Genomic DNA, 24,380 nt, shown 5'->3' with positions numbered 1-24,380 from the left:
ATATCTGGGCATCTGTGGCCTTGTTGGCATTAGTGTCCTTACTCGTGGTATATAGTGCAACAGGATCGTTGGCTTACAAAATGAATCATGGAATACAGAGGTTTATCTTTTTAAACAAATTGTATTCATTGTGCTGGGACTGGGTGTCATCTACTTTCTGCACCGGGTAAATTATTCACTGTATTCCAAGATCGCTTTAATTTGTTATGCGATCTCCATACCGCTTTTGTTTTACACCTTGTTTTTCGGAGCAGAAATCAATGACGGTAGCCGGTGGATAAAGCTCCCCATCATAAATATGACTTTTCAGACCAGTGATTTTGCAAAACTGGCCCTGTTTATGTTTATGAGTCGCCAACTCAGTCGTAAGCAAAAGGTGATAAAAGATTTTAAAAGGGATTTTTACCCGTCTTTATACCGGCAGCGCTGACCTGTCTGCTTATCTTTCCGGCCAACTTATCCAACGGGTTGTTAACCGGGGCAACAGCCCTGATGCTCATGTTTATAGGCAGGGTCAGTTTAAAACATATCGGCCTGGTAATCCTGGTAGCCTTAATACCAGTTGCACTACTCATTGCATCCGCGGCGATTCACCACAGCCAGACCACGGACGCTGCGGGACATAAAATTGAGACAGCACAAAGCTCAGATGGCGTTTTTAAAAGATTTAGTACCTGGCGCAGTCGGGTTGAGAATTTTATGTATTCTGAAGATACAGAAGTCCCCTATCAAGTGAAGCAGGCAAAAATAGCTATTGCCAATGGCAGTGTACTGTTTGGCCTGGGCCCGGGCAACAGTCGTCAACGCAATTATCTACCACAGGCCTATAATGACTTTATCTATTCAATCATTATAGAAGAGTATGGATTGTTGGGTGGGGTTTTTATCATATTTATTTACCTGGTCTTTCTTTTCAGGTGTATTCGGATTTTTAGAAAATGCCCTTTTGCATTTGGCGCCTTTTTGGCCTTAGGCTTAAGTTTTACCCTAATTATTCAGGCACTGGCCAATATGGCGGTCAACGTAAACCTAATGCCCGTTACCGGCGTTACCCTTCCACTGATCAGTATGGGAGGCAGTTCCTTTTTATTCACCTGCGCCTCCATCGGGATTATCCTGAGTGTGGCCTGTAATGTGGAGAAAATGGAGGGAAAGCAAGCAGCGGCAACTATTGCTTCTTCCCTTGTCCCGAAAGCAAAAATTAAAACAGCAACCGTTTAAATATTTAACAAGCACGCAGCAGCAAAAATGGAAAAAGAAAATAAAATACCCAAAAAGTCAACTCGTATCATCATTGCTGGTGGTGGTACAGGAGGACACATCTTTCCGGCCATTGCTATTGCCAATGCCCTGCGTAAATCCAATCCGGAAATCGAGTTGCTGTTCGTAGGGGCTAAAGGCAAAATGGAAATGGAAAAGGTGCCCCAGGCTGGTTACGAGATCAAAGGGCTGAATATTGCAGGATTTAATCGTAGCTCACTATTGAAAAACCTAAGCCTGCCTTTTAAACTGATTCAAAGTTTCTACCAGGTAAAAGAAATTATAAAACAATTTAAGCCAAATGCGGTGATCGGTGTGGGGGCTATTCCACTTTCCCGGTTTTAAAATATGCCCAGAAAAAAGGGATTCCGACTTTTATCCACGAGTCCAACAGTTTCGCGGGAAAAAGCAACATTTTGCTTGGAAAGCATGCGGTTAAAATATTTGTTGCATCTGAGGGCATGGAGAAATTCTTCCCCAAAGAAAAAATAATTATCACGGGCAATCCGGTCAGAAAATTATTACAGAATCAACTGTGACCAGAGCACAGGGCATTAAATTTTTTGGTCTGGATGAGAATAAAAAGACCATTCTGGCAGTAGGCGGATCTTTAGGCGCCCGCAGCATCAATGAAGTGATGCTCACCCACCTGATCGACCTGCATCCATTAAACATCCAGCTGATATGGCAAACGGGGAAAAATAACGCTTCCCGCTATATCATGAGTGGAAAGATGCATAAAAATACGGTTTGGGCTGGTGAATTTATCCATGAAATCGATAAAGCCTACGCAGCAGCAGATATCGTCATCTCCAGAGCCGGTGCCATGTCCGTAGCGGAAATGTGCGTCGCCGGCAAGCCGACAGTCTTTGTCCCCTACCCTTATGCCTCTGAAGACCATCAGACAGAAAATGCCATGCGGTTGATTCGTAAAAATGCGGGGGCTATGGTGGCGGACAGCGAGGCTGGCACCAAATTATTCGGTACGGTGACCGATATTTTGTTTGACGAGACCAAATTAAAACAGTTCGCCCAAAATATCAGTAAACTGGCGATCACCAATGCAAATGAAATCATCGCAGATGAAATTTTAAAAAGTATTCAATAAAATATAAAATCAGAACAGTCAGTGAGTCAGTCAACTCAACATATAAGCACACCAGCCAAAAGGCTTCAGGATTACCGGCAAGTTTACTTTATCGGTATTGGCGGCATTGGTATGAGCGCACTGGCCAGATTCTTTAAAAGTAAGGGTGCAGCAGTGGCTGGTTATGACCGGCATCCGACACCGCTTACTGCTCAACTGGAAAAAGAAGGTATTCAGATTCATTTTACAGAGAACATTGACCTTATACCGGCTAAAACTGATCTGGTGATTTATACACCGGCCATCCCAAAAGACAGTGTTGAACTAAAATACGTACGCGATACATTTAAGGAGCTGGAAATTGTCAAAAGAAGTGATGTGCTTGGTTGGATCACCGAGCAGACATATAATATCTGTGTGGGTGGCAGCCATGGTAAAACCTCCATCTCCGCCATGACAGCGCATATTTTGCGACATACAGGGTATGGCTGCAACAGCTTTTTAGGTGGTATTGCCGTAAATTATAATAGTAATTTCTGGGCTAATGAACGCGGCGTAAGCGTTATAGAAGCCGATGAGTACGACCGCTCATTTTTAAAGTTATCGCCCGATATCGCAGTTGTTACCGCTATGGACGCGGATCATCTGGATATTTATGGCACCGCTGAGGAAGTTGAAAATGCCTACATAGCCTTTACACAGAAGATTAAGCCAGGGGCCTGTTAATCAGCAAATATGGCTTAAAAAGAGATCCTGAATTGACGGCAGATAATCACCTTAGATATAGTCGTTTTGATTCAACAGCAGATGTATATGCCTTCAATCTCTCCGTTGACAAAGGTAGCTATGTATTTAATATTCAGTTTAAAGATCAGGTAATTTCTGAACTTAGGCTGTCTATCGGCGGACTACATAATGTGGAGAATATGGTTGCAGCGGTCGCAGTTGCCACCTATCTTGGAATCAAAGAAGACAAGATTCGGGCTGCTGTTGCTGATTTTAAAGGAGTCAAAAGGAGATTTGAATATTATCTGAAAGACGATGCGCATATTCTAATTGATGATTATGCCCATCATCCGGAAGAAATCGCAGCGTTAATAGAAGGCGTCAGAAGTTTGTATCCTAAAAAACTCACCGTTGTATTCCAGCCGCATCTGTACAGCCGTACAAATGATTTGGCAAAGCAGTTCGCTCAAGCACTGGACAAAGCAGATGAAGTGATACTGCTGCCGATTTATCCGGCCCGGGAATTACCCATAGAAGGCGTGAGTAGCGAATTGATATTAAATGGCATGCATTTAGAACAAAAAAGAATTTTAGAAAAAGACGCCCTTTTATCCACCATTGAGAAAGAAAACCCGGAATTACTCGTTCTTTGCGGTGCGGGAGATATTGCAGAACTATTGAAACCGGTTCAGCATATTTTGGAGCAAAAGGTTAACATAAATTAATGATTAAAAAGAAGCTCATATTAATTGTTTGGTTATTGCTGGGGTTCGGCGCCATGGCTCTTTTCTTTATTGGTGCCAGCTCCAAGCAGGACAAGCCATGCAAGGGCATCAATGTAGAGGTGAGCCGTAAAGCCAAGCAAGTTTTTACAGATGTACAGGGTATCAAACAAAATATTGCAGAGGCGGGCGGCAAACCAGGTTTACCAATTGGCCAGATTAACTTGAGTCAGATCGAACAAACCCTCAAACTAAACCCGTGGATCAGTCATATTAAGCTATATTTTGACAACGACCAGGTATTGCAGGCAAGTCTGGAAGAAAATGATCCGATCGCAAGGGTGTTTACCATAACAGGCAAATCTTTTTATTTAGACAGCGGTGCTCATTTTCTGCCTACCAATAGAAATATCGTTGCCCGGATTCCTGTTTTTACCGGATTCCCGTCCGATAAAACAATTCTTTCCCGTCCGGATAGTGCGATATTACGGGACATGTGTGCCATTGCCGCATTTGTCATTAATGACACATTTTGGAATAGTTTTATCGCGCAAATTAATTATAGCCCTGAAGATGGATTTGAGATCCTACCCACAATTGGTGATCAGATAATCCGTATTGGTAATGGAGAAGCACTGGAAAGCAAATTTAACCGGCTGTACAGCTTTTATAGGCAGGTTATTGCCAAAACAGGCCTGGATGCATATAGCCAAATCGACGTACAGTATCAGGGACAGGTTGTGGCCACCCCTGCCGGGAAAACGGCACATGTACCGCATCCTTTGGTGACGACAAGCAAATCCACCGGGATTCCGCCACCAGCGACTTCAAAGGCAACAAGTCAGCCAACGCCTAAAGCAGTGATGAGGCCGGCAAAAAAAACAATAAAAAAACTCCCCAAACAAAAACAACTAAAAAACCATAAATAATGAACGAAAATCTAAACGCACAGCAAAGGAAAATTGCGGAAGAAATGGTTCAGATGTCTGTCGACAGTGACGCTCCAATTATTGTCGGGCTGGATATCGGTACTACTAAAATTGCCGCTATAGCAGGCCGTAAAAATGAACAGGGCAAACTAGAGATCCTGGGCTTTGGCCATGCGCCCAGCAATGGAGTTCAACACGGACAGGTGCTCAATATCGATCAGACCATGCGGGCCATTAATGCCGCCCTGGAAAACTGTCGGGCAAGCAATCCTGATTTGGATATCAATGAGGTGTATGTCGGCATCGCCGGTCATCATATCAAGAGTCTACAAACACGCGGCGATATTGTTCGACAGAATGCAGAATTAGAAATCCAGCGTGTAGAGATCGAACAGCTCATCGATAATCAACGTAAAACCTTTATTCCGGCAGGGGATCAGATCATTGATGTGATTCCTCAAGACTTCTATGTGGATAACTTTCAGTTCATTAAAGACCCCGTTGGCTATAATGGCGTGAAAGTTGGAGCTAACTTCCACATTATAACGGGGGACAGGAATGCGATTCGTAATATTAACCGCGCTGTGGAAAGAAGCGGGCTGAAAACAAAGGATCTGGTATTACAGCCACTGGCGTCCTCCTCCGCAGTTCTTTGTGACATGGATATGGAAGCAGGCGTAGCTGTACTGGATATTGGCGGCGGCACTTCAGATTTGGCCGTCTTCTATGAAGGCGTTCTTAAGCACACAGCCGTGATTCCATTCGGTGGCGAAAATATCACACATGACATTCGTCTGGGTCTGGGCGTCTTAAAACAACAGGCAGAGGCAATGAAAAAGCAGTTTGGTTCTGCACTTACAGATGAGGCCAAAGCCAATGCTTTTATAACCATTCCCGGCTTACGCGGTTTGCCACCCAGAGAAATCAGTGTTAAAAACCTGGCCAACATCATCCAGGCAAGAATGACCGAGATTCTGGAATTTGTAACCTACCACTTAAAACAAGTGGGTCTGGATAACCGTAAATTAAACGGTGGCATTATCTTAACAGGAGGTGGTGCACAGCTCAAACATTTGAAACAATTAACCGAATTTGTCACTGGTCTGAATGCCAGAATCGGTTATCCAAATGAGCACCTGGCTCCTAATCATATTGAACAGCTAAAAAGCCCGATTTACTCTACCTGTTTGGGACTGATCTTAAAAGGATATAGTGATTTTGAAAATCACACTAAAATATTTGAAAAGTCTAATCTGGTGAAACATCCTACAAGCCCTATTCTAACAAGTAATGGCCAAGGGACCCAGACACAAATAGATCAACAAACTGGTCAAACTGCGGGTGCCAATAGTGATTCGACGCCAGCACCAGCGGCTAAACCATCGAAACCCAAGGCTCCTCGTAAGCCGAATATGTTTTGGGAGAAATTTAAAAACAATTTGATTGATCTATTCAAAGAAGAAGAAGATCAGGTCATCAAATAATATATAACCTATACCGGCTTTAAAGTTTACAATTAATTTTAGATAATAATTGTAAACTTTAAGGCCAAAGAAAAACACTTATAACTACTAACCATTTAAATTGAAACATTATGATCGACTTTGATATCCCCAAGCAAAAGTCATCCATTATTAAGGTAATCGGTGTTGGCGGCGGTGGTGGTAATGCGGTTAACCACATGTTTGGTCAGAAAATAGAAAATGTAGACTTTATAATCTGTAATACAGATGCCCAAGCGCTGGAAAACAGTGCCATTCCAAATAGAATCCAACTAGGACCACACCTCACACAGGGTCTGGGTGCCGGCGCGAATCCCTCCATCGGTCGTCAGGCAACTGAAGAGTCTTTGGAAGAGATAAAAAGAATCCTTGAAGTAAACACCAAGATGGCCTTTGTCTGTGCAGGCATGGGCGGCGGCACAGGCACCGGAGGCGCTCCTATTATTGCTAAAATCTGTCAGGATCTGGGAATACTGACAGTAGGTATTGTTACGACGCCTTTCAGTTTTGAAGGGCCCAGAAGACGAGGCCAGGCAGAAAACGGCATCAAAGAACTGGAACCGCATGTGGACACATTACTGGTGATCAGTAATGATAAACTCCGTATGCAACACAAGAACCTTAAAATGCGTGAAGCCTTCGGAAAAGCAGATGATGTCTTATCCACCGCAGCTAAATGTATTACGGATATTATCAATTCCAATGGACAGATCAATGTTGACTTTGCCGATGTTTGCACTGTAATGCGTAAGGGCGGTGTTGCCATCCTGGGTAGTGCAATTTCTGAAGGCGATGACAGAGCTAAAACAGCGATTGAAGACGCTATCAATTCACCTTTACTCAATGATAATGATATCAGCGGTGCTAAATGGATTCTGCTGAACATCAATACCAGCGAAGGAGAATTTGAGTGTGGAACCGATGAATTCGAGCTCATCAATGACTTTGTCCGCGAAAAAGCGGGTGAGGAAACGGATGTAATCGTCGGTATGGGTATCGATGAGAGTTTAGGAAAAGGGCTTGCGGTTACTTTAATTGCTACCGGATTTGAACACAAAGATCCATTTGACAAAAACGTTCAGAAAAAAATTGCTGACAAAGACAAAGAACTCTATACTTTGAATTTACAGGAAAATACAGTAGCCGCAGAAGCAAAACCAGTCACACCAGCTGAGCTGGTCGCAAGTGCAGCGCCTGCTCCGGCCCAATCGCCGCAGCCAGTTGCTGCACCGAAAGCTCCTGTAGTGGAAACGCCGAAAGAACAAACGGAGAGCGAAAGGTTAGCTCCCAGACTGATGGAGGAAGAATTGCCAGAGGTCAAAACACCTATTGCTCAAATGGAGCAACCTATTAACCCTAATCCAAGTCAGCAGGAAGCACCACAAGTTGTTCATTTTACATTGGAGACTGAAGAGCAGATAACGACGCCAGGGCAGATTCAGCAGCAACAAACAGCAGCCGAATTGCCACAACAACCACAAGCTCAGCCACAGCCTCAGGTTCAAGTTCAGCAACCTCAACCTGATCCTGTAGCACCAGAGCTTGAATTTGGCTATACAGAAAAAACAACAGCGGCAGAACAAGCGCAATCCGCTGCATCCACGCAGTCCGCACAAGTACCGGGATTTCTAAACAAACCAGCCAATATTTACGCTGAGCAGCAGCAGCCCAAAGCTGCTCCACAACAGCCGCAAAGCCAACAGACGCAGAGCGCTCAACACGCATATGTTCAACAACCACAGCCCGAACAGCGACAAGTGCAGCCTGCACAGGTGCCAACTTACCAGCAGCCCGCACCAACATCTGCACCTTTTTCGCAGCAGCCAGCCCAACAGCAGTCAGTACAACAGCAGCCGGCCCCTAAGCCCGCAGAGCAGCGTCCGATTATGAATAGTATTCCCAACCTTCAACAAGAAGAGGAAGAAATGCAAATTGTATATAAAGAAACGCCACAGCAACCACAGACACCGGCACCGAATCCTTATGCCAGTGCAGCACTTGGCGGCCTGCAGGATCTCTCTGAAGAAGAAATGAAAAGAAAAAAAGCGGAAGAGAGAATCCAAAAGCTACGCAACCTTTCTTATAATGTGCAAAATGGTGATCCCAGTGGTGATTTTGATGCTGTTCCTGCCTATGTACGGCGCAACCTGGAAATGCTCGGTGGTGCAGAAAGCAGCACGGCAGAGAACTATTACAGTAAATACACCGTTAATAAAGATGATAAAGATGGCGCAAATATATCAAGCCTTAATGCTTTCTTGGAAGGCAAAAAGCCTGATTAATACCTGCTCTTTATTATAATAGCAATATCAATTTTTTGGTTTAAATGGTTTTTAGTTGTAAGGTCCCTCTGATATACATTCAGGGGGACTTTTTATTTGCCTTTATCAAATTTATTTTTAACTTTATTGAGAGCGCCTCTTACCGCTTTTAAATAACAAGACTCTCTAAATAAACGACTTTTAAGAATCCCCATAACAATTCAATTCATCAGAACATGAAAGTCACTCCACAAGCACAAGCACTTAAGGCTTTTCGTTAATGGATTATTAACCTCTGACTCTCCCTGTCGACTACCTTTCTAAAATATTGGCGGGTTAGTCAGAGCTTCGTAACTTTGCCCAGCGTTATGAACTTACAAAATTTACTAGGTCAATACCTGGATGCCCCCCACCTGCAACCGTTGGTAGGGCGCTTAACTATTGCCGGAACCCAGCATATCTTTTTAAAAAACCTCCATGGCTCAGCGGCCGCTTTTGTTGCGGCCAGCTTGTTTAACCATAAAGATCTCTCTACATTCAATCATGTTTTTGTGTTAAATGACAGTGAAGATGCGGCGTATTTTCACAATACACTGGCAGGTTTGACCAGTGCCCTGAATATATTTTACTTCCCGTCTTCTTTTAAAACAAAAAAGAATTTTCGGCTGCTCAATGCGTCACATGTAATGTTACGCACAGAGGCCCTGACCCGGTTTTCATCACCTTTGGGTGCCAGAACCGGCGCCCTGGTAACCTATCCGGAAGCTTTATTTGAGAAGGTTGTACTGCCAAAAACGCTCAGTGGGAATATTATACATATCAAAGCCAATGACACCTTAAAACTGGAGTCTCTAATGGGGCTGTTTATTGATTATGGTTTTGTACGCACAGATTTTGTCTATGAGCCGGGGCAGTTTGCTTTAAGGGGTGGCATTTTGGATATCTATTCATTCGGCAATGACAAGCCATACCGTGTAGAACTATTTGGTGATGAAGTAGATAGTATTCGATTATTTGACCCGGAAACCCAACTCAGTGAGCGCAAATTATTGCAGGTTTCTATTATCCCGAATATTGAAACACAGTTTGAACAAGAGGATAAGGTATCCCTGTTGGACTTTTTACCCGAAAACACCATCTACTGGATCAAAGACTGGGATGTGATCTCGGAACAGATTACCAGGCAATACCGGGATATGGAAGATTTTCAGCAGAAAATAGCCAGTGGAACCAAGGAAGCAGAGGTGCAGGATGACCCTGACGATACCAAGATTCTAAAAGAGATAAAGCCTCAAGATTTTCAGGATGCCACGGCACTCCAAACAGGATTGCAAAAAAGATCTATTATTGAATTTGGCTATCAGCGTCATTTTTCTGACGAGGTTATGGATTTTCAGACAAGGGAACAACCGGCATTTAACCGCAATTTTAGCCTCTTGATCCAGGACCTTAAGACCTTTGAAAAGAATAAATATTCAATCTACCTGTTCTCTGAGCAGCCTAGGCAACTAGAGCGGCTTAGGAGTATCTTTTTAGATCTTCAGACGGAGATTCAGTTTACGCCTATTCCCACGAGTATCCACGAAGGATTTATTGATGATGATTTGAAAATAGTTTGCTATACGGATCACCAGATTTTTCAGCGCTATCACAAATACCACATCAAACAAGCCTTTAATAAAAATAAAGCACTCACCTTAAAAACACTCAGAGACCTCCAACCAGGTGATTATGTTACGCATATTGATCATGGGGTCGGTCGTTATAGTGGACTGCAGAAACTTGAAGTAGGGGGCACCCTGCAAGAAGCGGTCAGGATCATTTATAAGGATAATGATATTTTATATGTAAATATCAATTCCCTGCATAAGATCTCTAAATATACCGGCAAAGAAGGCACTCAGCCAAAAGCCAATAAATTGGGCAGTGATTCCTGGAATAAACTCAAAGAGAAAACCAAGACCAGGGTCAAGGAAATCGCTTTTGATCTGATTAAATTATATGCGCAGCGTAAGGCACAAAGTGGTTTTGCATTCTCGCCTGACAACTATATGCAAACGGAGCTAGAAGCCAGCTTCATTTATGAGGACACTCCGGATCAAAGCAAAGCCACGGCGGACGTCAAAAAGGATATGGAAAGTGCCGCACCTATGGACAGGCTGATATGCGGAGATGTTGGCTTTGGTAAAACCGAGATTGCGGTAAGAGCCGCTTTCAAGGCAGTGGTCGACGGCAAGCAGGCAGCCATTTTAGTACCCACGACCATTTTGGCTTTTCAGCACTATAAAACCTTTGCAGAACGGCTGGCTGATTTTCCGGTAACCATCGATTACATTAACCGGTTTAAAACGGCCAAGGAAAAAAAGGAAACCCTGGAAAAGCTGGCCACAGGCAAAATCGATATCATTGTTGGTACCCATGCACTACTGGGCAAAGCTGTCAAATTTAAAGACCTGGGCCTAATGGTTATTGATGAAGAGCAAAAGTTTGGTGTAGGACATAAGGAAAAATTAAAAACCCTTAGGACAAATGTAGATTCACTCACTCTTACAGCTACGCCTATTCCACGCACCCTGCAATTTAGTATGATGGGTGCCAGAGACCTAAGTATCATCAATACGGCGCCGCCCAACAGGCAACCCATCCAGACAGAAGTAGTTACATTTAACCAGGATTTTATACGGGAAGCCATCTATTTTGAAATAGAAAGAGGTGGCCAGGTCTTTTTTATTTTTAACCGAATTCAGGGAGTGAAGGAAATGTCAGCCCTGATCCAGACGCTTTGCCCTGATTTAAGTGTATCCTTTGCGCACGGTCAAATGGAAGGTAAAGAGCTGGAAGAAAAGATTATGGACTTCGTAGAAAGAAAATACGATGTGCTGGTCTGCACCAATATTATTGAAAGTGGCGTGGATATACCCAATGTCAATACCATCATCGTGAATAATGCCCATCATTTTGGCTTAAGTGATTTACATCAGTTAAGAGGCCGGGTGGGTAGAAGCAATAAAAAAGCTTTTTGTTATCTGATCGCACCACCGATGAGCACCCTGCCTGCTGATTCACGTAAAAGGTTGCAGACCCTGGAACAATACAGTGATTTAGGAAGTGGTTTTCAGATCGCTATGCGAGATCTTGATATCCGGGGTGCAGGTAATCTGCTGGGAGGCGAACAAAGCGGCTTTATGGCAGAAATCGGCTTTGAGATGTATCAAAAGGTATTACAGGAAGCCATCAGAGAGCTTAAAAGAACCGACTTTAAGGATTTATTTAAAGAGGAGATCTCCCAGCAAGATGATTATGTTGCTGACTGCACCGTTGATACAGATCAGGAAATCCTGATTCCTGACGCTTATGTAGAAAGTATTACCGAAAGGCTGGCACTGTATACCAGACTTAACAATTGTGCGGATGAAGAGGAACTTCAAAGTTTCTATCAGGAACTCATAGACAGGTTTGGTCCTATTCCAAGACAAGTGGAAGATCTCTTTGCCGTTATCAGAAGCAGAAAACTGGCCATCAGTCTTGGATTTGAGAAAATGACCCTTAAGGACAAGGTCTTACGTTGCTATTTTATCAATAAAAATGACTCCCCTTATTTTGACAGCGCGCTATTCAAAAACATTTTAAGTTATATACAGACGGGCACCAATAAAGCAAGGCTTAAGCAAGCAGGCACTAATTTTTTACTGATTAATAACTCAGTGGAAAATGTCAATCAAATGTGGCAGTTTTTACAGCAGATTTGGGATGGGGTCAATTCCAGTCGCTCACAACAAAAATCATAACAGCCACCATAGCTTTCAATAAAAACAGCATAAACTGCTTTTATTGAAAGCTATGCCTGAAGGCAAGCGGAGAAACCTGGGTTTTGGTTTTAAACATCTTGCTGAAAGACTGTAAATGCTCAAATCCCAGTTCATAGGCAATCTCACTGACAGAAAGCGACGTGGTAGACAACTTCTCCTTGGCCAGTTCAATGAGCTTATCATGCAGGTGCTGTTGTGTACTCAGGCCAGTCAGTGTTTTAAGTAAGCTGCTCAAATAACCAGGGGATATATTCAGCTGGGCGGCTATCATTGAAACACTGGGCAATCCTTTTTCGGCAAGGGCACCACTGGCAAAATATTGCGCTAGAAAATCTTCCATACGCGTAAGTATTTCATGACTGGCCACCTTTCTGGTAATAAACTGCCGCTGGTAAAACCGCTCAGCATAAGATAATAACAGCTCAATTAGGGCAATAATTATATTTTCACCGACAGGATCAATATGCGTATTGTATTCTTGTTCAATCTGGCTGATAATGTTTGTAAGGATTTGTTCTTCTTTATCTGATAGATATAAGGCCTCGTTTACCGAATAATTAAAGAACTCAAATTTTTTAATCCCCTTTGCCAAAGACGTGTTCCAAAGAAAATCAGGATGAATAAATAGCATCCATCCCTCCGGCCGGTGTACTTCAAAGGTGTGATTCACATTTTCAAGACCAAATATTTGACCCGGAGCCATAAAAAATAGTACACCATTATCAAAATCGCTGATTTGCTGACCATATTTGAACTGCATGTCCATTACCTTTTTCAAGGAAACAGAATAATAATCAAAAATTATACTGAAAGGAATTTCGGCTATGGGTGCTTGAATGTCATCCATGTGAATAACACTAATCAGGGGGTGAGCGGGATTAGGCAATCCCGCTGCCTTATGATACTCTGAGATCGTATGAAATCTGTATGGTGCAGGAGCGTTCATCGATATAAAGTTAAGATTTTCTGTGATACACCTGTGCAAACTCAGCGGCAAACCGGGACAATTTAACATGACCCATTTTAGCACCATTTTTATGAAAATTTTCCAAAGCTTTGCCGCTGTGAATAGCTGCCTGCATATTAGTAAGGATCGATGCTAATTTTGCAGGCATTTTAGCCATTTTGAATCCTTGCATCATTTTCTTATCAGAAAGCAGCACCCACTTAAGCCAAGGTTTACCGATCGCGTTACCGATGATTTTTGCCGCCTCATTACAGGTCATTTCTTCACTACCCACATAACGAATAGATCTTTGGTCCGGCAATTGAATCAACTCCTCGGCCGCCACTATTGCAATATCTTCAGGCGCAACAAAAACCACCCGGTCCTCGCCCCCATAATTACCCATAAGCAAACCTGTTTTGCCGTTCCATAAGGAGCTGATGCCATAATACCTGAGTGCCAGTAATTTTCCCATGAGCCCCTTCCCTCTTATAAGCTCCATGGACTGATAAAAATTGGTATAGAAAATGGCCGGACGCAAAAACGTAATAGACACATCCAATTCCCCAAAAATATGCTCAATATTTTCTGCTTCAATCAAATCAGCGGCCCAACCACTGAGTATAACCACTCGTTTAATCTCAGATGCCCGAATGGCCTCTACGTAATTATGTGCCATCTGCCGCATATAAACCCCCAGATCCTCCTGTGTACTGTCTAATGGAATCATTGCAAATACTGCGTCTGCTCCCTCAAATGTATTTTCCAAAAATGATGCATCAGCAATGGAGCCAATAGCTGCCTTGGCCCCCATGGACGCAATGCGACTTGTTTTATTTCGATCACTGCTTATAACTGTTACCTGGTGCCCTTGGTGCACCAAAAATTCAATAAGCGGCCGACTGATATTACCTAGAGAACCTGTAACCACTATTTTCATGATAATTAAAACTTATAAATCATTGATTATAAATGCCATTTTCAATATCCTGAAATAAGGTCGGATGAACAGGATGCCATTCAAGACTACGCTGGGTGATCTCGCTGGATGCGGGACTATCTGCCAAGGCCATTTGTGCAAACCAACCAAAATGCGCTTCAGCGTCCTTTTTGTCGATGGACTTTGTAGGGATACTTAGTTGTCGACCAATCTGTTCTGCGATGGATTTGAGCGTAATCGACTCCTCAGTGGATCCGTGATAACGCGCTCCAGCCTTAGATTTTTCTAGCGCTAATCTGAACAAATGGGCAGCGTCCAAACGGTGAACTGCGTTCCAACGGTTTTGCCCCTCTCCTACAAAGGCAGCTAAGCCCTTTTGTCTGGCAATCCCAAAAAGTATCGGAATAAAGCCGTGTTGATCCCCATCACCATGTACAACCGGAGACAAGCGAACAATAGCCGTATGGACACCCGCTGCGCTGAGTTCATCAGCAGCCTTTTCAGAAATCCTCGGCCAGGAGGGATTTGCCGGCACAGGCGTATCCTCGGTCGCCATTTTGCCTGGATCAATCAAAGCCGTTCCTGAAGTCACAATAAGCGGTCGATCAGTTCCGGCTAAAGCTGCTCCCATGGCCTTTATCGCCTTATAATCAATCTGACAAACCTCATTAAACCTGGTAAAATCATGGATAAACCCGGCATGGATCACTCCATCCGCCTGAGCGGCTCCACTTTGCAAACTGGCCAGATCCTCCAGATCGCCAGGATGAACTGCTGCGCCGGCTGCAATCAAGTTTTTTTGAGCAGCCTCAGAGCGCGCAAGCCCTAATACATGATGGCCTGATGATAATAACTCCTGTACGATGGCCTTTCCAATGAAGCCTGTGGCTCCTGTAACAAATACACGCATAATGAATTTTCTTTTGTTACCACAAAGGTGAGGGTAAGCTGGAAAAACAATTTAATCAAATCAGCTTTTGGTTTAGCCGAATCTCATAAAAAAGCTTTTGGCAAATGATTAGGTTAGAATGGAACAACCTAGTTATTTAAATACGACAAGACATTTACTGCAGCCTAACCTGACCGCCAAGTGGCCTGCTTTGGCCGTAGATTGCTCAGGCATAAAAAAAATCAGGAGCGCAGACTTATTAAGCACCTACGTTCCTGATTTTCCTTATTTTAGTTGTAATTGAGCTGCTATCATTCCCCCATTTAGTCACAATATTAATTATGACTAAATGGCTACTTGTCTTCTGCCACTTTTCCCATATGCTCTGATGGAAAATAATGCGATCGCTGCAAGTATAGCTAATGTCAGATAACAAAGCGCAAGCGCACTTTCGTTGGTAACATGAATAAGGGCCAGCACCACAGTACTGAAAACAGAGGTCACCATGTATGATCCTCCACTGGTAATACCACTGGCCATTCCTGCATTCTTTGGAAATCGGGTCAAACAATAGGTAAAAAACAAGTTATAAACAAGTCCTACCATCAGGTGAATAAGCACCACAAACACCATCATTAGCGGCAATTGATTAAATAAGGAGCTGGCAATCATCATTAAAAAGATTAGTCCGATTTGTGTGATATTTGCCTTACTGGCATTCATTGGAATCGTCCCTTTTTTGAGCATTTTTCCAATGACTCCACCAAAGAGTAAGGCTGTACCGGATAATAAGGCGCAATAGCCGGTTACTACCGGGGAAAGATGATATTTATGCTCCACAATAAAAGGAACAGACATCCCAAACACCATTACAATAGAATAACTGATTCCAAGCACCAGAATACCGAAGCTAAAGTCGAAGGTGCCGATTAGCTTCTTATAAACATGCATAATTTTCTTACCTTTAAAAGCGACGGGATAACGCAGGGTTTCACCGCCAAAGAAGAGTTCAAAAATCAACATCAGCCCGCTATAAATACCCAATAAATAAAAATTAGATGCCCATCCAAAACTAGATTGCAAAAAGCCACCTAAAAAGGGCGCTGTTATTGGGGCGGTTGCCCAGACAATAGTCAGCAGACTGGTATAATGCTTTTGCTTTTCTCCGGTGAAAACATCCACAAAAAGGCCCTTTTCCCCACCACAATAAAAGCGGTGGATGCTCCCTGAACGACCCGCATGGCATAGACCATCTCCAGGCTATGCGCATGTATAATAAATATATTACTGATTGTAAATACAAATAGGGAGATTAATCCAATTTTATAGCGGCCAAAGCTATCCAGGATACTGCCTGCGAAAAACTGTGCAACACCATAACTGATTAAAAACAGGATAAGTGTTTGCTGGATATTCACAGACCCTGTGTGAAAAGCACTGGCCATATCCGGTAAGGAGGGGATATATACATCCGTTGCCAATCCTGACAAGGGAATCAGCACAAAGGCGATAATCGTGCTTGCTCTGCTGTTACTTTCTACAATCTGCCTCATAGTCTTCAATTTAAAAAGGCAAAATTAGCCACGATTGTCCTTGAAAAAAATAATGGAATCAAAGTAATTATTATACAAATCAAATATGCTGTACGAACAAAGATCTGTAAGTTTTGGGGCTTTTACCCGTCTGCCTTTTAAAAAACAGATTAAAATACTGTGGATATTCAAAGCCCAGACAGGTACTGATTTCCTGAACGGTCCAGTCTGTATTTTTAAGTAAAGAGAGCGCCTCTGCAATTTTCTTTTCCGCAATTAATTGCCCGGTCGTCTTGCCTGTATTGGTTTTGATCAAATGATTCAGGTGATTGATATGAATATTGAGTGCACTGGCAAAATCAGCTGGCGTCCTTAATTGCACCGTGCTTCGGGGCGAATCAATGGGGAATTGACTGTCCAGTAAGTCCAAAAAGCGACCCACCTGATAATCCTTTCTTTCGCCCAGTTTTACCGGTGCCAGTTCTTTTCGGATCTTTATTCCCGTAAGTAAAATCACTTTCAACAGATGTTTAATGATCTCATCTTTAAATTCAAAACAATCTTTGTATTCACTGGCCATCGTAGCAAAATAGCCATCCAGTTGTCCATATTGCGCTTCCGTTAACGGCACCAGCGGGTAAACATCGTTTTCAAAAACCTGACTGAGTCTTTTTAGCTCTGCCCGTATGCCTGGTGTCACAAAGACTTCATTAAACACGCAGACATATCCTTTGGGCTCTTCAGAGATATTTCGCCAGCCAAACTTTAATAGTGGACTGGAAAAAAACAAAGTAGGCGTATTAACTTCCACTTCACCTTTTTCCGTAAATAAGATTGCATTGCCTTTACATAGACAAATCTTATAATAATCTCGTCTTACAAATGGCAGGGTTTTAAAACAATTATTGCGCATAAATACATTAAAATGCCGAGTCAGTCCACTACCTCTTTGCAGATCCAGCGGTAGGCTTCTACAAGTGGTTTCATAATAATCCTGTATGGTTTCAAAAGGTTCCATTGCTATAGTATTAAACAATCCAAAGTTAAACAATTCAAAGATCAAACCCCTGTAGTGGACGGAGCACACCCACTTCCCTCAATGAAAGTTCGGGTACAAAAAAGCGCCAGTCAGACTTTTTAGCCTGCTGACGCCTTTATTTACTTACAAAACAAACAAATTATAGATAAGACGCTAACAATTAAACTGTTCGAGCCTTCGCTTTTTTATTTTACCGTGTACTCAGCTCCAATAGCCAGCCTTTGTTTGGCTGAACTGGAATTGAACCGTTCACATCGAATGTCCTGGCCTCCTGAAACTTATCAATGGCGGATGCCTTGAGTGTCACTTCAGATGGATTCATCCCGAGTGCTTTCCAGTCGATATTAAGATGCACTTCAGTCGTTTTGGGTGCCCAACTGGCAATGGAGATCAATACTTTGCCCTTTTTCTGATAAATGGTGGCAGGCACTAGCGCATTATCTGTTTTGATCGGGTTATCCGTCGCCCAATAGCCTATCATTTCAGCGTCTTTAATCCCAAAACGGTCCCACTCCTTCCAAAGGGGTCTTGGATCTGCCGTCTCGGACCATAGCAACCGATCCGTCATACCATAAACCATACCTCTCCAGGGGTTCCCATCATGCTCCAGCATTTCTCCCATCAGTCCAAAAGGAATCCCTGACATCTCGGTCAGGTAATAATCGCTGGACGTGTTTTCATAATCAAATTTCTCCCCAAACCAAAGCCTATTCAAATAAGGAAAGAGCTCCATATACAGCATGGCGCTATTGATAAAGCCGTCGGCTTTATCATACTGACTGGCTGAATGCAGATCAATAAGACCGGGATGATTATCTGTGGTCAACACTCTTTTGACCCTTTTCATAATATCTCTGTCAAAGGCTACATCATCCAGATACAACCCATCTATGCCGATATTTTTAGTGAGCCAGTTAATCCCTTCCACATAATAGTTATGCCAGCGACTCATGCCACTGTTGACAATTGCAGCATCTTTTTCCTCTGGGGTAAACCAGGCAGCTATATAATCCTGATCAAGATGTTCCCTCAGCCAGGAATAACCGCCGCCTTTGCCGGCGGAATAAATCTCATGGCCCAGGCTAAAGAGTGCTGGCAATTCATAGGCACGATTAGATAATTCCCGAACCGTATTGTAAATCTTTACCTTCATTCCTTCATTATGCGCACTGTCTATATAAGCCTTCATGGCATCCGTGCGAATAAAAGGATAATTGATATAAGGGTTAATAGCCGTTCCCTGATGGATATTAATCACCGTAGCTCCTAATGCTTTAGCCGTGTCGGTATTAATGTATTTATGGATATACCGGTTAGCAAAGTGTGCCTTCGTGTCTATTGTGTGAAAAGGCGTAATCAATAGTCTAAAATTAAAAAAGAGTGTATCCCCCTTTTTCATGCTGCGGGGCCCTGTATAATTATCTACCAGATAGGCCGCTCCTTTCATACCCATTTTAATCCCCCCTTTGCCTGCATTGCCCCACGAAAGAGGTAACAACAAGGGTTTTTGCAAATAAAAGTTGGTATTCAGTGGTCTGACATAATGTTCATCCCTTAGTCCATATTGCAAACCGGCATTCACGTCTCCCAGCCAGGCACCGTCTTGATTTTTAGTTGCCACCTGCCATTTCCAGTCTACGGCAGCTGGAGCCTTCTGCCCTTCATAACCTAGCCCCATTATGTATTTGGCTGCGGCTGGCACCATGGGTAGATGCAGTGAAATATTGCTCAGATCGATATCTTGAAGGGCGGTTACCTTGACCGTATAATTTACAAATCCGTCAAACTCTAAGGAACCTTTCACGAGCATATCCAGCGCTGTGGATTGATTATCCACCTGCCAGGACACCGTTCCATCTGATACCTCTGTATATTTTATGGGGCCTGACTTAAAGTTAATAGCCTTTGTGTCTGCCTTATTAAAATGAAAATGTACCGGCTCTGTAAACAAGTTTCTTCCAGAATCACCAATGGAAGTCAATCTTGTAGTAAAAAAGCTTTCAATTTGGGCTGGCAGGCCGGTGGCTGCCACCTTTAAGGACCTACCTAGTAAATGAATCGTATTGCCAGATTTCTGAAGCGGTATATAAGGACGAATCACGGTATTTTTCTCTGCCAGTGTAGAATTCAGCCAGGCAAGGCGTGTCTGTTTGCCGGGTTCATCAACCCCATGATCTTTTGCTAGTCTTGATTTTACTTCCAACTGGATATGCACAGTCCTGGTACCTGCATTTGCGGTCTGAATAGTGGCCGTTCCAAGGTAAAGTCCTGGCTTCGCATCTTCAGGTACCGCTACCGTACACCAAAGGGCCTGTACCAGGCCTTTGGGTACATTGACAGTAAAGCTTTCAGGCTGGCCGATCCAATTGACCCCGGTATTATTAATACAGCCAAGCGCCGATTGCCCTATTATGCTGCCACTGCTGCTTTTAAGGTCTGAAAATTGAACCTTTACATCAGATAGTGCCGTCTTTTGTGCATATACGCCTAACTGGTAGGCAAAGTTGGCGCCCCTGTCAGCTGTATCTTTAAATTGTAAGCTAGTGCCTTTTTCAATCCACCGGTAAGGCAAATCCTTGGTCATCCGGATGGGATGCATTCTATCTTCCGGAAATACCAAAAATGCCGCCCCACTATTTTTTGCTACAAGTGCAGCAGTCTCCCCAGGCGTTGCCGTAATCTCCATGGGACTAAATTGATTAAAGGCATCCACAGATTCAATGGCAACCGCCTTGGCGGTGGCTATACTTGACTTGCCTCCACTATTAACATCATTTAGCCAGTTACTGGCTGGCTTGTTTGCTTCAGGTAAATAATGGGTGCTGGGATAAAAAGTGCCTTTTAAATGATAAGGCATATAATAAATATAATAGGTGCCTGGTCCGGAAGTCGGTTCAAAATAAATCGTGCCTGAACTTCTTGTAAAATCCACAGATTTGTGGTTTTGAACGACACTATTTTTCTGGGCATCTACTATTATAATCCCCTTTTTTTCGGGCGCGTCATCTCTTCTTCTCCAGAGCAGCTGTACCTTTGCAATGTCCCCTTTGCTACTCACGCTTACGACGATCCGGTGATTGCCCAGGCTATCAGGATTCCAGGTTGATTTACTGACCCTGTATTGCATCTGGCCTAATTGACCTCCTTTTTGATGGTCATTTTTTGGATGATGCATCTGAGCGGTAACCAGACCCGCCATCAGGCTTAATATCCCTGCTAAAAACAGCTTTTGCATACTTACTTTATACGAATGGATGAATAACAGGAAAGGTACGGCAAATATGCAAAAATAACCTATGCAAACGGTTGACCTAAACTAAGTAGAACGATATATACGGGAGAATTTTATAAATTCAGTTATAGCTGCTCTTTTAAAACCCTGAGCTTTCCATCCAATATACGGCGACCAGCCGGTGATTTGGCCAGTCCAACGGCTTGCCTAAGATGCGCTGCCGCCTTTTGATTATCCATATCAGTATACAATTCTGCCAGCAGACTATGGTAAAGATAATGCTGGTCCAGATGAATTTCTGCCATGGCACTCAAGGCCTTTTGCTTCCCTTCCACTTTTGACAAAGCATAAACCCGGTTCAGCGCAGCCATCGGTGTATACTGCTGCTTCAATAACAAATCATATAATTTGAGGATTTGCTCCCATTTTTGGGGCTGTTCTTCGGGAAAACTGTGCCAAAATGCGATGCCGGCTTCGAGGTGAAATTTACTGGCAGCGGCCCCCTCAGCCATGGCTTTTTGCAAAAAGTAACGCCCTTTATTAATTAACTGCTGATCCCAGGCTGCCCTGTTTTGATCCTGGTATAATACCAGTTCGCCACGCTGATCTTGTCTGGCTTCAAATCTGGAGCCGTGAAAACACATCAACGCCAATAAGGCATACGTCGACGGAAGTGCCGTTAACGGAGACTCGGTCAGTAAAATCCCCAACCGCATGGCCTCCTGACAAAGCTCTTCGCGGATCGCTTTATCAGGCCCCTCACTAAAATACCCTTCATTGAACAAGAGATATACTACGAGCAGCACCTGCGGCAATCTTTCTTTGATCTCATTTTCTGAAGGTTGCTCAACACTGAGGGCTTTATCCTGCAGCAGTTTTTTTGCCCGCTGCAGCCTTTTGTAGACCGTTTCCCGGTCCGTCAGAAAAGCCGAGGCGATTTCTGAAGCCCCAAAACCGCACAGCAGGTTTAAAGCAAGTGCGACCTGGGCAGCGGGTTTATTTATGGGATTACAGACCACAAACAACATGGCAAGTTGACTGTCTTTTACATGCGTATCAGATAGATCCAGATCAAAGTCTTCAGCTGAAGAAGTTGTACTTAATTTTAATTGTGGGGTAACCTTATCTCGGAAAATCTTATTTCTACGCAAATGATCCAGCGCTTTATTTTTGGCCATTACGTAAAGCCAACCTGCCGGGTTTTCCGGCAGGCCTTTTAATCCCCAAAGCTCGGCGGCTGCTAAAAAGCAGTCACTGACAATATCTTCGGCCACTTGCAAAAACTGCGTACCGAAAAGCCTGACCAACACAGCAATCATCTTCTGATGCTGGGTTCTAAACAGATGCGGCAGGACCTTTTGTTGCTCCATGGATGTAATGATTTATTAAATAATGCCCCAGATTTGTTTGTTAGAGCACGTCTATCTCCCGGACTTCCACATTGCCCCCAAAAGAAAATATCGGACAACCTTTAGCCATTGCAGCGGCGGCGTCTAAATCATCAGCCTTTACTACGATAAATCCTCCAATTGCTTCTTTAAGCTCAACGTAAGGTCCATCAGTAACCAGTCCTTCTGGCCGTACGACTTTACCGGCTTTTTTCAACCTGTTACCCCTGTCGGCTAATTGCCCGGCCTTGTCCAGCTCTGTTATCCAGTTGATCCACCGCTGGGTGACCTGCTGCATTTGCTCGGGTGACATTTCAGGGATTTCAGACTCATTTCTTCTGAATAAATACAAAAATTACCCATTGTTTCCAATTTTTTAAGTGATTAAAATAATTAGCGCTCGCTGTATATAACGAGCCGCACCGCCAGTATTGGACATTTACCCCAAAAAAAAGTAGCCAACTGCAGCATATTAAAATAAAGAGCTGACTAACACTCGCTTATACGCTCCTAAAACAAATTTACGGCAAACCATTCACTTCAGCACCAGCGGCTTCTTAGAAAACCCCGAATTAAGTTATCTTTGCACCCTTAAACCGTATTAATTAATTTATTCAGATGTTTAACAAGAGAACAAAGATCAAGGAATTACTGGCCGGTGAACCCACCGGACAGCAGGTAACCGTTATGGGATGGGTGCGCACCTTTCGCAACAATCAGTTTATAGCCCTTAATGATGGCAGTACCCTAAATAATCTGCAGATCGTTGTCGAACTAGGCTTGCTGGATGAGGCCACTTTAAAACGCATTACCACGGGTGCTGCTTTGAAGATAACGGGTGAACTGATTCCTTCTTTGGGTAAAGGTCAGAAAATGGAGATCAAGGCTGCTGTTATTGAAGTACTGGGAGACAGCGATAGTGAGCAGTATCCTTTGCAGCCCAAAAAACACAGTCTGGAGTTTTTAAGGGAAATTGCGCATTTACGTTTCAGAACCAATACCTTTAGTGCGATTTTCAGAATCCGGCACGCCCTGGCATTTGCCATCCACAGGTTCTTTAACGAAAAAGGATTTGTTTACTTACATACGCCGATCATCACTTCCAGTGATGCAGAGGGGGCAGGAGAAATGTTCCAGGTTACAACCTTGCCACTGGCACAGTTACCAAAGAGCGCTGAAGGCGGCATTGATTTTAGTCAGGATTTTTTCGGCAAAAGCACCAATCTGACCGTATCCGGTCAATTGGAAGGCGAACTGGCGGCTACTGCCCTGGGCGATATCTATACATTCGGGCCTACTTTCAGGGCTGAAAATTCCAATACCACCAGGCACCTGGCAGAGTTCTGGATGATCGAACCAGAAATGGCTTTTTATGACCTTCAGGACAATATGGATCTGGCAGAGGAGTTTATTCAATACCTTATCCGCTATGTCATGGAGCATAATGCGGCAGATCTGAGTTTTCTGGATACCCGCCAAAAAGAAGAAGAAAAAGCCCTGCCACAGGCCCAGCGCAGTGAACTCGGCCTACTGGATAAACTACAATTTGTACTGGATAACCGATTTGAAAGAATCACTTATTCAGAGGCGATTGAGGTGCTGTTGCAATCCCCGGCTTATAAAAAGAAGAAATTTAAATATGAGGTCAAATGGGGCATTGACCTGCAAAGCGAGCATGAAAGATACCTGGTCGAAAAGCATTATAAAAAGCCAGTAATCGTCACTGATTATCCAAAAGATATCAAAGCCTTTTACATGCGCCAAAATGATGATGGCAAAACGGTGGCAGCCATGGATATTCTGGCCCCAGGCATTGGAGAAATTGTAGGGGGTTCTCAAAGAGAAGAAAGACTGGATAAACTGGAAACCAGAATGCAGGAAATGCATGTTCCATTAAAAGAAATGCAGTGGTATTTAGATACCAGGCGCTTTGGAACCGTTCCACATGCGGGCTTTGGGCTCGGTTTTGAAAGAATGGTCCTCTTTGTAACCGGCATGAGTAATATCCGGGATGTTATTCCTTTTGCCAGAACACCCAAAAACTGTGAATTCTAATGTCTCATCGAAAATAAGGCACTAAAAGATTCACTATCAAGCCTAAAACAAATAATGGACGCC

General features: G+C 43.4%; 15 protein-coding genes and 3 pseudogenes. 10 read left to right on the top strand and 8 right to left on the bottom strand.

Annotated elements, in window-relative coordinates; translation table 11 throughout:
* The first annotated feature begins 130 nt into the window (after positions 1-130).
* The 9 genes and pseudogenes from FSB73_RS10320 (at position 131) to mfd (ending at position 12,275) form a co-directional block, all read left to right on the top strand.
* Positions 131-1,221, top strand: a pseudogene (locus FSB73_RS10320) (FtsW/RodA/SpoVE family cell cycle protein).
* Positions 1,222-1,248: 27 nt separating this feature from the next.
* Positions 1,249-1,799: pseudogene (locus FSB73_RS27560) on the top strand (UDP-N-acetylglucosamine--N-acetylmuramyl-(pentapeptide) pyrophosphoryl-undecaprenol N-acetylglucosamine transferase).
* Entirely contained in the window at positions 1,796-2,368 is a 573-nt protein-coding gene (locus FSB73_RS24705; protein ID WP_225974688.1) for a UDP-N-acetylglucosamine--N-acetylmuramyl-(pentapeptide) pyrophosphoryl-undecaprenol N-acetylglucosamine transferase, read from the top strand. The pseudogene FSB73_RS27560 and the gene FSB73_RS24705 overlap by 4 nt, the downstream one beginning before the upstream one ends.
* Before the next feature lie 21 nt (positions 2,369-2,389).
* Positions 2,390-3,073 (top strand): Mur ligase domain-containing protein, encoded by a 684-nt coding sequence (locus FSB73_RS24700; protein WP_225974687.1) that lies wholly within the window; start codon positions 2,390-2,392, stop codon positions 3,071-3,073.
* Between the two features lie 32 nt (positions 3,074-3,105).
* Positions 3,106-3,798, top strand: coding sequence for a glutamate ligase domain-containing protein (locus FSB73_RS24695; protein ID WP_225974686.1), 693 nt, complete (start codon positions 3,106-3,108; stop codon positions 3,796-3,798).
* Positions 3,798-4,724, top strand: a complete 927-nt coding sequence (locus FSB73_RS10305; protein ID WP_146781584.1) for a cell division protein FtsQ/DivIB — start codon at positions 3,798-3,800, stop codon at positions 4,722-4,724. The genes FSB73_RS24695 and FSB73_RS10305 overlap by 1 nt, the downstream gene beginning before the upstream one ends.
* The gene (gene ftsA / locus FSB73_RS10300) at positions 4,724-6,208 is read left to right on the top strand and encodes a cell division protein FtsA (RefSeq protein ID WP_225974685.1); all 1,485 of its coding nucleotides are present in this window, start codon (positions 4,724-4,726) and stop codon (positions 6,206-6,208) included. The genes FSB73_RS10305 and ftsA overlap by 1 nt, the downstream gene beginning before the upstream one ends.
* Positions 6,209-6,318: 110 nt before the next feature.
* Positions 6,319-8,508 (top strand): cell division protein FtsZ, encoded by a 2,190-nt coding sequence (gene ftsZ / locus FSB73_RS10295; protein ID WP_146781581.1) that lies wholly within the window; start codon positions 6,319-6,321, stop codon positions 8,506-8,508.
* A 347-nt stretch (positions 8,509-8,855) separates the two neighbouring features.
* The gene (mfd, locus tag FSB73_RS10290) at positions 8,856-12,275 is read left to right on the top strand and encodes a transcription-repair coupling factor (RefSeq protein ID WP_146781579.1); all 3,420 of its coding nucleotides are present in this window, start codon (positions 8,856-8,858) and stop codon (positions 12,273-12,275) included.
* A 40-nt stretch (positions 12,276-12,315) separates the two neighbouring features.
* Here the strand turns inward: mfd and FSB73_RS10285 are convergent, their stop codons facing one another.
* The 8 genes and pseudogenes from FSB73_RS10285 to FSB73_RS10250 all read right to left on the bottom strand — a co-directional run bounded on the left by FSB73_RS10285 (position 12,316) and on the right by FSB73_RS10250 (position 22,575).
* On the bottom strand, positions 12,316-13,242 hold the full coding sequence (locus FSB73_RS10285; RefSeq protein ID WP_146781577.1) for a helix-turn-helix domain-containing protein: 927 nt from the start codon (positions 13,240-13,242) through the stop codon (positions 12,316-12,318).
* 10 nt (positions 13,243-13,252) lie between these two features.
* Positions 13,253-14,182 carry an NAD(P)H-binding protein gene (locus tag FSB73_RS10280; RefSeq protein ID WP_146781574.1) on the bottom strand — a complete coding sequence of 310 codons (930 nt, stop codon included), beginning with the start codon at positions 14,180-14,182 and terminating at the stop codon, positions 13,253-13,255.
* 19 nt (positions 14,183-14,201) lie between these two features.
* On the bottom strand, positions 14,202-15,092 hold the full coding sequence (locus tag FSB73_RS10275) for an SDR family oxidoreductase (RefSeq protein WP_146781572.1): 891 nt from the start codon (positions 15,090-15,092) through the stop codon (positions 14,202-14,204).
* Between the two features lie 324 nt (positions 15,093-15,416).
* A pseudogene (locus FSB73_RS10270) lies at positions 15,417-16,516 on the bottom strand (MFS transporter).
* A gap of 187 nt (positions 16,517-16,703) precedes the next feature.
* On the bottom strand, positions 16,704-17,621 hold the full coding sequence (locus FSB73_RS10265; RefSeq protein ID WP_146781570.1) for a helix-turn-helix domain-containing protein: 918 nt from the start codon (positions 17,619-17,621) through the stop codon (positions 16,704-16,706).
* A gap of 211 nt (positions 17,622-17,832) precedes the next feature.
* Positions 17,833-20,877 (bottom strand): glycoside hydrolase domain-containing protein, encoded by a 3,045-nt coding sequence (locus FSB73_RS10260; RefSeq protein WP_225974684.1) that lies wholly within the window; start codon positions 20,875-20,877, stop codon positions 17,833-17,835.
* A 122-nt stretch (positions 20,878-20,999) separates the two neighbouring features.
* Positions 21,000-22,244 (bottom strand): RNA polymerase sigma factor, encoded by a 1,245-nt coding sequence (locus FSB73_RS10255; protein ID WP_146781568.1) that lies wholly within the window; start codon positions 22,242-22,244, stop codon positions 21,000-21,002.
* Between the two features lie 40 nt (positions 22,245-22,284).
* Entirely contained in the window at positions 22,285-22,575 is a 291-nt protein-coding gene (locus FSB73_RS10250; RefSeq protein ID WP_146781566.1) for a YciI family protein, read from the bottom strand.
* Positions 22,576-22,880: 305 nt separating this feature from the next.
* On the opposite strand from FSB73_RS10250, the gene asnS reads away from it, so the two are divergent.
* Positions 22,881-24,317 (top strand): asparagine--tRNA ligase, encoded by a 1,437-nt coding sequence (gene asnS, locus FSB73_RS10245; protein ID WP_146781564.1) that lies wholly within the window; start codon positions 22,881-22,883, stop codon positions 24,315-24,317.
* Positions 24,318-24,380: the final 63 nt, after the last annotated feature.

It is taken from the genome of Arachidicoccus ginsenosidivorans (assembly GCF_007971385.1).
Classification (GTDB): domain Bacteria; phylum Bacteroidota; class Bacteroidia; order Chitinophagales; family Chitinophagaceae; genus Arachidicoccus; species Arachidicoccus ginsenosidivorans.
This window is presented reverse-complemented; position numbering and strand designations above follow the sequence as displayed.